This window comes from Paenibacillus sp. 01L418 (assembly GCF_056400045.1).
The window spans coordinates 1-14794 of record NZ_JBFTSN010000130.1; the positions used below are offsets into that span (position 1 = coordinate 1).

The window sequence follows — 14794 nt, forward strand, 5'->3', positions numbered from 1 at the left end:
GAGGGGTGTGCTCAACAGGCTTTAACGGCTCGTTCAGCTTACCGGTTTCCTTCATATAATCTCGATAAGCCCTCGCCATTCCGACATAACCAGCGTCATCTCCATTAAGAAAGCGATATTCAACCTCTCTATCCGTATCCAATCGCTGTTTCTGTACTGCTTTAAGCGGTGCGGCAAGCCGGCTCATTCTGTACAAATATTCCTCACGGTAAATCTGATTGGAAAATACGTTATACAAATTGGATTTAAGACCTGGCGGCATCGCAGCAATATTCGCCGAATCACCGCCCTCCGTAAGCACCGCCATAAAGGCATTGCTGCCTCGTTTCATGCCGAACACCGGGTAAGCAATATTCTCACGTCTCTCACCTGAACGCGTCCAATTTCCGGTATTGGTTAGTTCAAGGCCGTATACCTGATGGATATAACCTCTAGACACGCCAGCCCGCTCGCTGTCAAATCGGATCAAGCCGCCTGGTCCATCTGGAACAAAAATATATCCATCCTCTTCTGAGGAAGCCGCCCCAAAGTAGGGAAGCAAGTCTACCGTAAAGACGGCATATTCTCCGTCCTCCTTAATTCCCTCCGTTGGAATCCGTACCTTAAGCCCCTTTGACGTAAGCTCGTATTGGATCGTAAAGCCCAGCTGTTTTTCCGGGAAAACATAGGAAACCTGAAGCCCCTCTGTCGTTTTGATCAGCGTTGTTTGCACTTTCGGATCATTCGCGTTCAGCACTTCCCTGATCGTCTGATCCTTCCCTTGTGTCCTGACATAAGTGAGAACAAAAGGCGATTTCAAATTGGCAAGCAGCACACCTTTAACCGTTTCGCTGCTTAGCTGAGCTTCTGAAGGATTGCTGCTCCACCTATAGCCAGTACGTTTATCAACCAAAGCAATCTGTGTGCTTGCGGGCTGAATATAAAGCGCGAAGTTCTCGCTTGCTAGTGCTTCTGAGAAACCATCAGCTCCCGCTTGCGGTTTCCAAGCCTCGCCTTCATAGAGAGGAGCCTTGCTCACTACTCTCTCCTTAATCCCTGTGTAGGCAAGAGCCTGTGCCGGCGAGAGCTCATCTCCTTGCATGATAACAACCAAAATGATAATAAGTAACGCGCAAAATGCGATTGCTGCAAGCTTTACTCGAAGGGAAGTACGCTTGATGAACTCAACCATAGAAGGTCACCTCCTTGTAAAGCTGATAGAAGAAATCGTATAAATTGTAGGACAATCCGAAGACGAGAAAGGCAAACAGCCAAATCGTGCCAATGGTAAATATCGTGATGGCGATATTTTTGAGCGTCTCCACAAAATCGAAATTGTGAATGACCTGCGTCATAACGATCAGCATGACACCCATCCACAGGAACATAACCGTGTTTAATGAGTCCACGATCACTCGCTCATCAAGCGTCACGATATTGGACAACAGTAATGTTGGAATGGAAAAGAACAGATACGGTGCAAGCGCATAGGTGCTGCCTTGAATGACCTCTCTGAATTTCCCTTCCCCGTCCTTCACGCTGCATACGAGATAATTCGCGATGATCCACGTTACCCAAGGAACTACGAATAATCCCAAACTTCCAAATAGATTGACCTGCGAGAGCTCCACGGGATGGAACAAAAACCCGGTGTAATAAATCGTTACGATCTTCACCGCTACAACCGAAACTAAAATAAAAATAATAATCCAAGGTGCAACTCTAGCTTCCTTCAGCTTGTAAAATCCATGATAAGGATGGAGCATGACGTACCAAAGGTTGCGCAAATCGCCAAGCGGGCGCTGCCATGATTCAGGCAAAGGGCGGCGCTGAAGCTGCTTTTTTAGTAGCATTCGGCTATACCTAAGCAAGAGAAACAAAGCTGCCAAACCTAAAACGATCCATATGAAATGCTGCTGCAAAAACTCTAGTCGGATTTGCCAGAACGCTTTGGAATAGCCCTTCGTATCAAACGCTGTTTTCAAGAAGGTCAGCGCATCCTCGTTGTTATTCTCATGCAGATATACCTTGCCGAGCCCTTGAAAAGTTCCATTGTACATATCATTGCGGGCATAAACGCGATCCCAATAAGGCTTGCTCTCCTCATATTTGCCTTCCAAATAGAGCCCTAACGCATTCATAACGTCGCTTCCGAATTCCGTGCGAACAAATTTGTGAATCGTACCTGTTCGGCTGTCAGAAATCCAGACGCCGAATTTGGAATCTACGCCAATGCTCGTCGGAAATCCAAGAACACCATATTGCTGTGTTGCGTTATCAATGAATCCGAAAGCAAACAATGCTTCACCATTTTGGTCATAAATATTAATGTTTGCCGATTCCATATCAATGTTGTATAAGAAGCCCTTTGAGTCGCTTGCTACATCAACGATGCCATGGCCGTTCACGAGCGTCTTATTCTTAAAAGCATCGACACCGCCCGCATTTAGCTTGCGAATAGCGCCCTGCCCAAATCCCGCTGCCGTAGCTGTAAAGATAAATCCATCTTTATCAATGGCAACATTGGAGATTGGACGGGGAAGGCTCGCCGTCTCCTTATCCAGCTGCTCCTTGTTGAGAACGAGCTTCTTCAGCCAGTTGAGTACCGTTTGCTGCGCTTTATTGGCACCAAAGAAACCCATGAATTCCCCTTTGTCATTCATGCGCAGCAAGCCCTGATAGGAGGAATTCAAGCTGACATACATAACGCCGCGCCGATCAACGACAAGCTTTACGGGAACAAAATGCTCCTGCTCCAGAAAAGTTGATGCGGGCTTCTTGTACTCACGGTCGAACGTACCGTCGGCACGAAAGACAGCAATGCGCTGATTGCCCGAATCGGCTACATAAACGACCCCTTCCGGCGTAACGAATAAGCCTTCAGGCGCACTGAGCATGCCGGCTCCCTCTTCTTCGCCAATCGTCTGCAGCAGCGCTCCGTCATTATCAAGCACAATAACTCGGTTTGCTCCTTTGTCAGCCACATAAACCTTATCGTCTGCGCCCACCTGCAGATCGATCGGCTCTACAAAGCGAATTCCCTTCGTTTCAGCTGGAGTATAAACCGGCTGTATACGCAGCCAAGTCGATTGATTGCTGTCATAGTAGGCCGTTCGATAGGGAAGCTCCGCGTGTATCGCTTCTGGTGCGACAAGCATGGAGGTCGCCGCAAGAAGCAGGAATATTAGAAATCTCTTCATCGTCACGACTTCCTTTGCTGGTTTGAATTACTTAATTCCGGAATGGACCATCGTCTCAAGCACTCTTCGCTGGAAGAGCAAGAAGATAATTAGGTTCGGTACGAACATGAGCAAGCCGGCAGCGGCGGCCATGTTTTGTCCCGATACGCTGTTTTGCAGTCCGCTAAGCAGACTATTGACATAGAAGGCTAACGTTCTCATCGTTTCCTCTTGCATGAATAAGGTTGACGTCTCCACATCGCCCCACACGCCTTGGAATGTGAAGATGGATATGGTCGCAATGGCGGGAACGGAGAGCGGAAGCACCATTTTGGTAAAAATACCGAAGTGGCTGGCCCCGTCGATCTTGGCTGCTTCCAACAGTTCTCCCGGAATTTGCGAAATAAAGCCAACCAGCATGAATACGGCGATCGGAGAAGCTAATGCCGGCAAAATATGTCCGAAATACGTGTTGTTGATGCCGATTCCGCTGATGATCAAGTACCTCGGAATCCCAACGGTCTCGGGTGCGAACATCAACGATAAAGTAATAAGAGACAAGATCAGCTGCTTGAAATGAAACTGGTATTTCGCAAGCACATAACCTGCCATAGTGCTGACGATGATGACCGTAAACAACGTAAGTCCCGCTACAATTAAACTGTTGAACAAATAACGGGTAAACGGAACCGTCGCGTTTGATGCATGTAATATAAGCGATTCAAAATTGCGCAGCGTTGGATTTTGCACCAAAAATCGCGGCGGGAAAAGAAACAGCTCATTTTGCGGCTTGAAGGCATGGTTCAAAATAAACACGATCGGCAGCGACATGAATGCGGCCAGCGCGGTAAAAACAGTGACAAGGATGATCTGAAACGGCGTCACTCTGCGAAGTTTTCGAATCATGGTTTTACAGCTCCTCCTTTGATCCGAACAGCCGATAAGCAAATCTCATTGCAAAATAACTGATGATCAGCAGCATGACTGAGACCGAGGATGCATAACCGAGCTCGAAACGGATAAAAGCGTAATCGTCAATATGATTAATAATCAAATGCCCTGAATAGGAAGGAGTAATCGCCATCCCCGTCAACTGGGTGGATATGCCTCCTGCCTTCAGCGTACCTACGATCGACATGACCGCGCTGAACAGCATTTGCGGCTTCATCGAAGGAATTGTAATGTAGAAAACCTCCTGCAGGCGGCTGGAAATCCCGTCTATGCGGCCAGCCTCGTACAGCTCCCGATTTACCGTCTGAAGACCAGCCAGCATAGCGAGAAAACCAACGCTAAAGCTAACCCAGAGCGATACGATGATCATAATATTGAGCAAATATTTAGGGTCCTGCAGCCAAATCGTCGGACTGTCGATCCAGCCCATCTTAAGCAAAAAATTGTTAAAATAACCGACGCGGTCACCGCTGAACGTCGCAATCCAAACGACGGATAAAGCGACGCCGCCAGCCATAGACGGTGCATAAAACGCAAGCGTGTAGTAATCGCGAATGCGAATGGGCAGCTGATGAATGAGCCAAGCGAACAGGAAAGCTAAAATATAACCTCCCGGCCCTACGATTAACGCGAACAAAAACGTATTCGGAATCGCTTTAGTTAGAAAAATGATGTCCTGTGTGAACAAGCTGATGTAATTTCGTACCCCGATAAAATGAAGCGATCCAAAGCCGTCATAGGACGTAAATCCAAGTGTCGCTGCCATAACAACCGGAATGACGATAAACATTAGGAAGCAAATGAGAAACGGCGCAAGAAACAGATAACAAAAAGCATCACGTCTCATTTCCCGCCAAAAGCGATTCCATTTCACACGCAAAGCAGATTTCTGCTTCGGCTTAGCTATGCTGGGAGAAAGCTGCGTATTCATTTCTGCGGTTCCTCCCATTCGTAAGGTTGTTTAATTTGCGGAATTTTCAAATCCTCATTAGCCGATATGCCAAAGTCATTTTGTCTGCGATTCATTTCCCGCTGCAAGGAAAGCTGAGCAGCCTCAAGCGATTCCTGCGCAGGTATGCCTTCAAGAACCGTCCGATTCCACGCAAATTCCATCTCTCTGTTCAAGAAATAATAACCCGGTACATAAGGCATGTTTTTCGCCCAGCGCGCCTGCTCTTGAAGCGCCTTCAGGTCATCGCTCGGCCAAGTAAGTGATTTCATCGCATTGACATTCGCCGTATTCCATCTGAACTCAATGCCATAAAAGGACTCGACGTCTTTGGCGTATTGCGATTGCACGTCCTCCGAGGTCCACCACTCTAGAAACTTCCAAGCATCGTCTTTCCGTTCACTTTTCTTCATGATCATCGCGGCAGATATAGCCTGCGGCGACCATCTTGCTACCTCGCCGTTCTCTTGCTCGATGCCCGGCAGCGGTGCGATTTTCCAGTGTCCGGTTATTTCCGGAGCAGCAACGAGCAGCTGCACATAAGTGTTAAAATCGGCCACACCTATAGGAATATCTCCATCGCGGAAATGCTGGAAAAATGCTGGTATGTCAATCGGCAGATTGTATTTCTTGTAGAGCTCTGTCCAGCGCTTGAATGCCTGCTGGCCGGCATCGCTCGAGAGCGCACCCTTCAAACCGTCTTGCGAATACACCTCTGCACCATTTTGGAAGAAAAGTGTAGTGAAATCGCTTTTCGGATAATTCATCGTCATTCCGTTTTCCTGAAGCGTTGGTAAAATGTCGAACACTTCATCCCATGTATCCGGAACCTTCAGGTTCAAGCCTTCTAGAATGTCGGTTCTATAGAACATCATCTGGAAGTTCTGCACCTCTGGCAGTCCATACATTTTTCCGTCGTAGCTAAGCGAACGGCTGACTCCGGGAATAAATCGGTCAAGCACATCCTTGATGCCTGGAAAGTCAGACAGCTCCGCAGCCGCATCCCGCATTGCGAAGTCAGCTGGCGTAGACTCCCCAACGCCAAGCGCAATATCAGGCACGTCTCCTGCTGCATTTCCAAGTATGAGCATGTTCGGGTTAGTCATCAGATTGATATTGACTTCAATTCCCGTCCGTGGCGTGAAATCATTATCCACCATCTCACGCAGCAGCTCGACGTAATCCCGACCGCGCTGCACCCAAATGGTCAGTGCTTCCTTCTTGTTATGCTTGCGCGTGTCGTAGTCCAAATAGAAGGAGCGGCCAAAATCAGCAATCGAGTAAGGCACTCTTGAAAGCGTCGTCGGCACTTTCAGATCCGTAACCGTATTTGGCGTCCGTACGACGATATAATCCATAAGTAGAGGCTGCTGAGTCAGCGTTGCCATCCACGTTCCAATATTGTTCTGAATCGTCGAGAAATCATTGATTTTATTCGGTATCACGTTCACATCCACCAGCATCTTCTCGAGTATCGCTACGGAACCTTTGATCGCTTCAGATAAATCAGAATCCTTTTTATTGAGACCATTGATATAGTTCCGAATATTCGTTAACTGGGCGACAAATTCCGTCATCTTCTGCTCGACATCAGGATCAAGCTTCTTCATATTCCACGTTCGCGTTGAATCGATGTTGGCGTCAAAAGCCGATTTGCTATAGTTTCCTGTAAGCAATCGTATATGTCGGTCGAATATTGCGAGCTGATCCAGCGTCTCCTTCAAAGCCAGATAAACGGGCTGAACGAGTGAGGAGTCAGCGGTCATGCGCAGGACATGTGCGCCCTTCTCCAAATAAAAGAGGAAAGGTTTCCCTTCTGCATCAGCAAGCGTGCCAATGTCGAATTCCTTCTTCGTCGGAATACCGTAATGAAGCAGCTCCTGAAATGGTGTTTTTCCATCAATCGAGATGGTGCGATATGCCTCAAAGCCATTTCGATAGTTTTGAAATGTTTTCAGGTCGATTTCATACCAGCCGGACTCTGGCACAGAAAGCTCCCATTCCACCCACTCGCCCGGCAATCGCCAGCGCTGACCGCCTAAGACGTTATAAGTAATTCGCCCTTTCGGGTCAGGTGAAATATAAGGCTCTGACCAAAAATCGGTCTGAATCGCGAGACTTGATTTCCGCTGAAACTGCTCCGCTTCGATCATGCTGAACCAGCTCTGCTTCTCCTCTTCCGGCGGATGCATGTTTTTGTAATACTCGTAAGCTGGAATTTCTTCCTTTGGCTTGAATGCAATTTCTCGGAGCGCGACGGACTCTCTCACCCCAACCAACCGCAGCTTATGCTGGCCTTGTTCCAACCGGTAGAGTACTGGCTCAGATGAAGCAGAGAATATCGTTGCCGCTTTTGCGCTCCAACCGGCTAGCTCGGTTTGCGGAGGACGAATTTGCTGTCCGATCTCGTTGCGATCATATGGAAATTTGGAATCCTTCCAAAGTCGCTCCAGTTCAATGCGTTCCGACTCCGTAAACGGATATCGACCATCAATTTGAACGCCGCGTACGACGGAGGCGTTCCCGCCTTCTAAAGGCTTGTAATCAAAATGAAGCTCATACCAGCCGCCCTTCGGCACGTCGAACGTCCATTCCACCCAGCCCTTTTCGTTTTCCCAATAAAGCGCAGCTTCACCTTGCTCCTTATCAATCCTGACCGCCGATTCTTCAGCAGCAGCTTGATATGCGGTTGGTGAAATCAGAATGGACGGAAGACTCTCGTCGGTTTTGGCCGCCTCCGGATATTGGTACATCAGCTTCGCGTATGGCAGCTCCTCTGTTTTGCTTTTATAGGACAGCAGCTGCTCCGTGCTCACCGAGGTTGCATGAAGAACGGGTTCGCTGGCCGTAATCCAGCGGATGACTCCGAACACCAGCGCCAGAACCAGAATGAGACGAAGAGCGATGCCCAGCATCCTCATTCTCCTCATCTGTCTTCTCCTCCAGCTGCCAAAGATACGCCGGTTTCCTCATCAAAGAAATGAACCTTGCTCATGTTGAAACCAACGACAAGCTTCTCCTCTTTGTGATAAACGATCTCCGGCTCCGTTCTGCCAATGAGCGTTTTCTCTCCTACCTTCACATACACGTACGAATCGGCTCCCGTTACTTCCGTCATCTCTACTACGCATCGAAAGAAGTCATTCTCCTCCGCATTTGTTTCTTCCCGCTTCAGCCACACATGCTCTGGGCGAATGCCCATCACACAGTTGCGAAGCGATCCGCTTTTTACCGCAAAATGCGCATAATGACGTTCTGGAACGAGCAGCTTTATTCGCTTATTAACGAAATAATAAAGACCATCCTCCAAGACTAGGCTCCCCTCCATAAAATTCATTTGGGGCGAGCCGATAAATCCGGCGACAAACAAATTCGTCGGTTCATCATAAAGCTGGCGAGGCGGGGCAACCTGCTGAATAACGCCATCCTTCATAACGACAATCCGTGTTCCCATCGTCATCGCTTCGACTTGATCATGCGTCACATAGACCATTGTCCGCTTGAGGTCGCTCTGAAGCTTAATGATTTCCGCCCTTGTTTGAGCACGCAGCTTCGCATCAAGATTCGACAGCGGTTCATCCATGAGGAACACTTGCGGCTCCCTTGCTATCGCTCGGCCAAGTGCGACACGCTGCTTCTGACCGCCTGACAGCTGGCTTGGCTTGCGCTCCAGCAGATGCGATATTTCCAAAATTTTCGCCACACGGTTGACCCTTAGCTCGATATCGTGCTTTGCTGTCTTGCGAAGCTTGAGTCCTAGCGCGATATTTTCGTAAACGGTTAGATTCGGGTATAGGGCGTAGTTCTGAAATACCATCGCAATATCTCTGTCCTTGGGCGAGACATAATTTACGAACTTCTCATCGATGTACAGATCTCCTTCGGTGATTTCCTCTAGGCCAGCCAGCATCCGGAGCGTTGTTGATTTGCCGCAGCCGGAAGGACCGACGAGCACCAGGAATTCCCCCTCCTCAATGGAAAGGWGGAAATCGTTGACCGCCGGACGCGACTCCCCTTTATAGTGCTTATATACATGGCTAAACGTAATGCTTCCCACCCTTGCTCACCTCTCATGACGTATTGTCTTCCTCTTGCTACTGTTAATGTTAACGCATACATTCGCCGGCAAATATGAGGTGATATTTTCTTTTGTTGTCAAAAATTAGCCTCTATCAGCTGAAAATCACTATTTTCCCTCCAATACTAGAAAGCGCTTTCTATAATGGAAACAAATCCACAATCAGCCTCTTCTGCTGCCAATAAAAAAAAGAAGCCGCCTCGCTAGGTTTGCACCTGTTGAGTCGGCCTCTTCCATTTGTACTTATTCAGCTGTTTACCGATGGTCTGCCCAAGAATACTTAGGGCTCCAATCCAGCGTATCCTTCGCCATTTGATTGCTGACTACGGCTGTCCGCCCTGTTAAAGGCGCGCGCAGATCGATGACTCCCGGATAAAATTGCTGCAGCAAACGCTCGGTTGACCATTCGCTAAGCGTATCGTTGCTCGTAATATTGAGACAAATCGCTTCGCGGTCCTCCACATGAAGCGACGCGATACATGCACTGACTGCATCTCGTATATCAATATAGCTCCATAAAATATGTTTAAAGGACTCCGGCTTATCAACCGCAAGATGCTTGTAATCCTCAGGTTTAGTAATCATGGAGAAACGGAGTGAAATGACCTGCATGCCATTCCTTCGATCGAACATCGCAGCTGTCACTTCATTCACTACCTTCGATAGACCGTAGCACTCTTGCGGCTGCTGCGGATGGTCCTCGTCCAGAGGCAAATAATCCGGTGCAAATGGCGTCGGTGCCCATGCAAAGCCGTAAGAAGACTCGCTTGAGCCCATAACAACCTTCCGAATACCAAGAATCGAGGCGGCTTCCAAAATATGATACGCTGCAACCGTATTGTTCGCGAATATATACGGGTACGAATGGCCAAGCGGTGCAGGAATAGCAGCCATATGTATGATGGCATCCGCACCGTGAAGCGCTGAAACGACCTGCCCGAAATCATTTAAATCTACTTTAATTTGCTTGCAATGCAGCTGATTTGACCGCTCGTTGTCCAAGGAAACAACCTGATAGCCATCCTGCTGAAGCGCCCCAATGAGCTGTGTTCCGAGCTTGCCGCTCCCGCCAGTTACTGCGATTGTTTTCATAGAAGAAGCACCTCCAATTTTCAACTTTGTATTATGGCCGCACAAGCGTACCGTCAGCCTTTCGATCCAGGTGATAAGGATTGTGATATGCGGAGCGATTCCAGTTGTCCCCAACGAGCAGCTGCGCCTTTAACTCATCCAGCTCAATGCCAAGACCCGGCTTGTTCGAAGGGTAAAGATAACCGCCCTTTCTAACGATATGCCCGTCAAAGGCATCAAGCTCTTCCGCTCTAAAATGGTTCACTTCCTGAATGCCGAAATTCCATATCGCCATATCAAGATGTACCGCTGCCGCTTGGTTAACGGGATCATTCTCTCCGCCTTCCTGCCACGCGGTACGCACGCCAAACGCTTCGCACAGCGCTGCTATTTTGCGGCATGGCGTTATGCCCCCAGCTTTCGAGACGCGAACGCGAATGAAATCGATCAGCCTCTCCTTGACTAGCTCCGTCCACTCCTGCGGATTCACGAACAGCTCGCCAACCGCCTGCGGCGTTGCGCTCTGCTGACGAAGATGGCGATACCAGCCAATTTGCTCCGGTGCGAGCRCATCTTCAAGAAAGAACAGACCATAGGGCTCAACCCGCTTCGCCAGCTGAATCGCATTGATAGGAGACAAATGCTCATGTACATCATGCGTAAACTGGATACCCATGCCAAACGCTGACCGCAATTGCTCGAACATGTTCGGAATAGCATTCAAATAAGCCTGCTCGTCAAACACAGGACCTTTTGTCCAAGCTCGCTCGGGCAGGTTCGCTTTGTCAGCGTTAATGAAGCCGCCTCCCCCATACCCGCCCATCTGCACGCGGATGACGGTATAGCCCTCCTCCATAAAACGCTGCACATCCTCTTTGAGCTCGGAAATATCCGATCCCCCTGCATGTCCATAACAAGGCACAGCCGCGCGGCTTGCCCCGCCGAGCAATTGATAGACCGGCAATCCCGCTTCCTTCCCTTTTATATCCCATAATGCCATATCAATACCGCCGATTGCCGTATGCAAAATAGCTCCGTTTCTCCAATAGCCGCACATATACATTGTCTGCCACAAATCTTCTATGTTAGCGGCATCTTTGCCGATCAGAAGCGGCGCCAGCAACTGCTCAATAACTTGTACAACGGCTTCCGGATTGTAGACATCCGAAGCCGAGCCGAGTCCATAAAGCCCGTCTTGATCGGTCATCACCTTTACGATCGTCCAAGTTCCGTTCTTACGCGTTCGAATACATTTGATTCCCGTTATTTTCGCCATGCCCTCACCTTTCCTTTCCGTGTCTCGTTTAGTTTAAGTCAAACACACGGCATTCCACATGAGGCATTTTTAAACTTTCTGTCCTATTGTTAGCCTCTTTCCTAATCCTATGATGCTTATTGCCTTAGTATTTACAATATAAAAAAAGAGAGCATCCCATATATGGGATACTCTCTTTTTACCTGTTTAAAATTAGACTTTCTCTAATTGCTCAAGTACAAACCGCTTGAACGCTTCCACCTCGTTAAAAATTCGCTCCGGCAGGACGCGGTAATCTTTATCCTGCACGACAGCCATCCACTGAGCAGCAAAGGTACGTATTCCGGCTTCTTGACCTGCCATCATATCATCGTTGCTGTCTCCGACAAAAATAGTTTCTTCCTTTGCCCAGCCAAGCTCGTTTAATATAAGATGGATCCCTTCCGCTGATGGCTTGCGCTTCTCCACATCATCGCCCGTTACAATCTTGTCGAAGCTAACCTCCCAGCCCAGCTTGTCCAGCGAAATATCGAGCGTACGCCGCGATTTGCCTGTGAACATGGCAATTCCGATGTCTGATTGCCGCAATGAGACTAGCAAATCAGCTATTTCCGTATTTCGCTCTACGAGCTCCTCATGGCGCTGCTCGTATTCAGCTACATATTCGGTTATGGCTGCTTCCACTTGCTCGCGATTGCTTAGATGCTGTTCAATAATTTGAAGCTCCGTCGGCCCTGCCAATGCGTACATATCCTCAATCAACACTTGCCTGCCATCATATCTCTGGAATACACCTGAAATCACTTGAAACATCACCGGCCAAGTATCAGCCAGTGTACCATCAAAGTCAAAAATAATATGTTTAATGTTGTTCAAAACAATCTCTCCTCTCCTACTATCTCTCTATTATAATCATGAAAAAAGCGATCCCGCTAGGGGAGCGCCTTTTCATTTAAAGCTGTGATTGTTTACTGATGACTAGTCGGATGATTTACGGTTAATTGGATTTCATTATTGAAGAGACGTGCAATATCGCCAGTCAACCGCAAATAGAAATCAGAGGATACGGCTACGCCATCCGCATCGAGCGTAAGGAAATATTGATTGTTCGGAATCATCGAGCTGTTCTCGGCGRCTTTGGCAATCGCCGTCGCCTCGTCATATTCATCAAACATCGCAATATAACCTGTATTGATGCCTAAACTTTTTAAATTGTAAGCCTGTCGCCACATGAAATCGCCATGCAGACGAGGAATTTCGTTGACGGGACCGTTTTTCATGTTTTTCCATGCAAAACCCGGCCAAATCACGGGCTGATATACGATGCCATTCTGCTGAGTAAATGCGAAATCCGGCGCCCATTGATTCGTCTTGTAATGATCAGCGCCCGCTAGCTGGCTAAACCGACCGACAAACCAAGGCGATAGCATATCAAGCGATTTGTACACATCGAGGAAACCAGGCTTCGAATCGTTATCCCCATTGCGCCAATGGGTAGGAACGCCGCCGATCACATAATAGCCTTGGTTTTTGAACCAAGCGATTAAGTCTGCGGATTCCGCTGCTGTTCCCGGCCGATCGGTAAACCCGATCCCCCAAATACAGATGACCAGCTTACCGTCCTGCTTGGCATAGGCAGTCGATGAGGTTAAATTCATCGTGCCAACAACATTGTTGGTAAAATCATTTTTGACCGCATTGACCCACTGGCTTGGATTGAGATCCGTAATGTCATACATCACATAAAATTTGCGGTTATAGGTTTCAGCAGCATTTTTCACCTTCACAGCTACGCTGTCGCGGTTCTGATTCCAATTATTCGGCGCATAGTTTGCATCCGCCCCAAATCTTTGCAGCGCTGCGCCGCTAATGTTGTATGTCTGCATCCATTCAAAATGCTTGTTCACCGTTTCTTGATCATAAGAGGAGAACAGCTTGGCTGGCTGACCGTTGCCTAAATTGCCTAAGTTCGTTTGATACAGCTTCGTATACTCTCTTAAATCTGGATACATCTCGAAGTTTACGTTGGAGTTCGCTGTCAGATTATTATTGTTTTTGGACCAATGTGTCCAGTTGTTTAGAGGTGATCCGTCACCCCCAGCGGTAAACCAGCCCTGGTAACCCGCAAACACCTTTCCGACTACATCGCCGCCAATTGCGGCAGCAGCAAATTTGAACCAGTTGATATTAAACAGATTACCTGCTCCTCCAGTAAATTTTAAATATAGATTATGGACTCCGCTTATTGTGTTAATGGAGCAGTTTTTGGTTGTCCATGACTGCCAGCCGCCCGTAGTCGTTACCGCGCAAGTACCTGCCAGCGTGCCATTCAAGCTGTCCAGTCTAATTTCAACATTGCCGCCGGTTGTTTGGCTTGCCACACGCAGCGCAACCGATGAGGCTCCGCTCCCGAAGTTCACATTGTTAAATACAAGGTAATCCCCGTTGTCCACATAGGCGACATTTTGACCGCCTTCACTGGAGTTTTCCAATTGCGTGCCAAATTGACTGTTAAAGGCGGAAGCTGCCGTTTGAACAAAAGCCGATATCGAGCCTGGCGCAGCTGTTGGAGCAGGTGTAGCTGTTGGAACTGCCGTCGCTCTCGGTGAAGGCGTTGGCGTTGCTACAACGGTCGGTCCATACACCTCAAGCTCCGATATTTGTCCGCCAGTTGCTCCAGTATTAGCTGTCACATTTATTTTGACATAACGCGCATTGGTGCTTGTAAAGTTGATGGTGACCGCATTTGTACCGGATTGATAAGTATAGGCCGCAGAAGCAACAATGGTGTTGTAGTTTGTATCATCACTGCTAGTCTGCACAGATAAAGTTTGCGTACGGTCACCCCAAGCAAGCGGCAGCTTAAGAACTACTTGATTGATGGCTTGGCTGCTGCCCAAATCGACCCTAATCCAGTTCGGATAGCTGCTTGCAGCTCCCTCCCAATAGCTTGCTTGATTGCCATCTGTTGCGTTTGAAGTTATATAGCTCTGAGTATGGTTGCTTTCCGTTACACTTTTGTTCAGCGCCAAATTGCCAGCTGCCGATACCTTGGATGGTGATAACGAGAGCTGCGTTGAGATAAGAACCAGAACAAGCAATAGGATGACGTAAACCTGTCTTCTTCCTTTAACCAACATAAATTCCCTCCTCAAAAAATGGATGATACCGCGATGCTCCAATCCCTATTTATTCGATCCTACCACCTCCTTCGCCGCTTCTGGGGTATCGAAAAAAGCCTGGTCCCCCGGGGGACCAGGCTCGCGTTTTAAGGCTGCTGGTTGTAAATGCGATACAAGAGAACTGCCGTTTCGCAGCGGCTTCTTTCATAC

General features: G+C 48.2%; 10 protein-coding genes. All 10 read right to left on the reverse strand.

The annotated features are described in order from the left end of the window. On the reverse strand, positions 1 to 1171 hold a 1171-nt coding region (locus AC1DSE_RS16790; protein WP_477527929.1), incomplete at its 3' end, for a DUF5696 domain-containing protein. Next, a complete protein-coding gene (locus AC1DSE_RS16795) occupies positions 1164 to 3179 on the reverse strand; it encodes a YIP1 family protein (protein WP_477509273.1) in 2016 nt (671 codons plus the stop codon). The genes AC1DSE_RS16795 and AC1DSE_RS16790, both read right to left, overlap by 8 nt. 27 nt (positions 3180 to 3206) lie before the next feature. Next, positions 3207 to 4064, reverse strand: coding sequence for a carbohydrate ABC transporter permease (locus tag AC1DSE_RS16800; RefSeq protein ID WP_054027383.1), 858 nt, complete (start codon positions 4062 to 4064; stop codon positions 3207 to 3209). 4 nt (positions 4065 to 4068) lie between these two features. Continuing rightward, complete coding sequence (locus AC1DSE_RS16805) at positions 4069 to 5040, reverse strand: carbohydrate ABC transporter permease (protein WP_076269448.1); 972 nt, start codon at positions 5038 to 5040, stop codon at positions 4069 to 4071. Continuing rightward, positions 5037 to 7988, reverse strand: coding sequence for an extracellular solute-binding protein (locus AC1DSE_RS16810; protein ID WP_477527930.1), 2952 nt, complete (start codon positions 7986 to 7988; stop codon positions 5037 to 5039). The genes AC1DSE_RS16805 and AC1DSE_RS16810 overlap by 4 nt, the downstream gene beginning before the upstream one ends. Next, complete coding sequence (locus AC1DSE_RS16815; protein WP_477527931.1) at positions 7985 to 9115, reverse strand: ABC transporter ATP-binding protein; 1131 nt, start codon at positions 9113 to 9115, stop codon at positions 7985 to 7987. Before AC1DSE_RS16815 ends, AC1DSE_RS16810 begins: the two co-directional genes overlap by 4 nt. Before the next feature lie 276 nt (positions 9116 to 9391). Beyond that, positions 9392 to 10228 (reverse strand): NAD-dependent epimerase/dehydratase family protein, encoded by an 837-nt coding sequence (locus tag AC1DSE_RS16820; protein WP_477509277.1) that lies wholly within the window; start codon positions 10226 to 10228, stop codon positions 9392 to 9394. 31 nt (positions 10229 to 10259) lie between these two features. Then, positions 10260 to 11483 carry an enolase C-terminal domain-like protein gene (locus AC1DSE_RS16825; protein ID WP_477527932.1) on the reverse strand — a complete coding sequence of 408 codons (1224 nt, stop codon included), beginning with the start codon at positions 11481 to 11483 and terminating at the stop codon, positions 10260 to 10262. 192 nt (positions 11484 to 11675) lie between these two features. After that, positions 11676 to 12338: an HAD family hydrolase gene (locus AC1DSE_RS16830; RefSeq protein ID WP_477509279.1), complete on the reverse strand. Its 663-nt coding sequence runs from the start codon at positions 12336 to 12338 to the stop codon at positions 11676 to 11678. 92 nt (positions 12339 to 12430) lie between these two features. Then, positions 12431 to 14602, reverse strand: coding sequence for a carbohydrate-binding protein (locus AC1DSE_RS16835; protein ID WP_477527933.1), 2172 nt, complete (start codon positions 14600 to 14602; stop codon positions 12431 to 12433). Between the last annotated feature and the right edge of the window lie 192 nt (positions 14603 to 14794).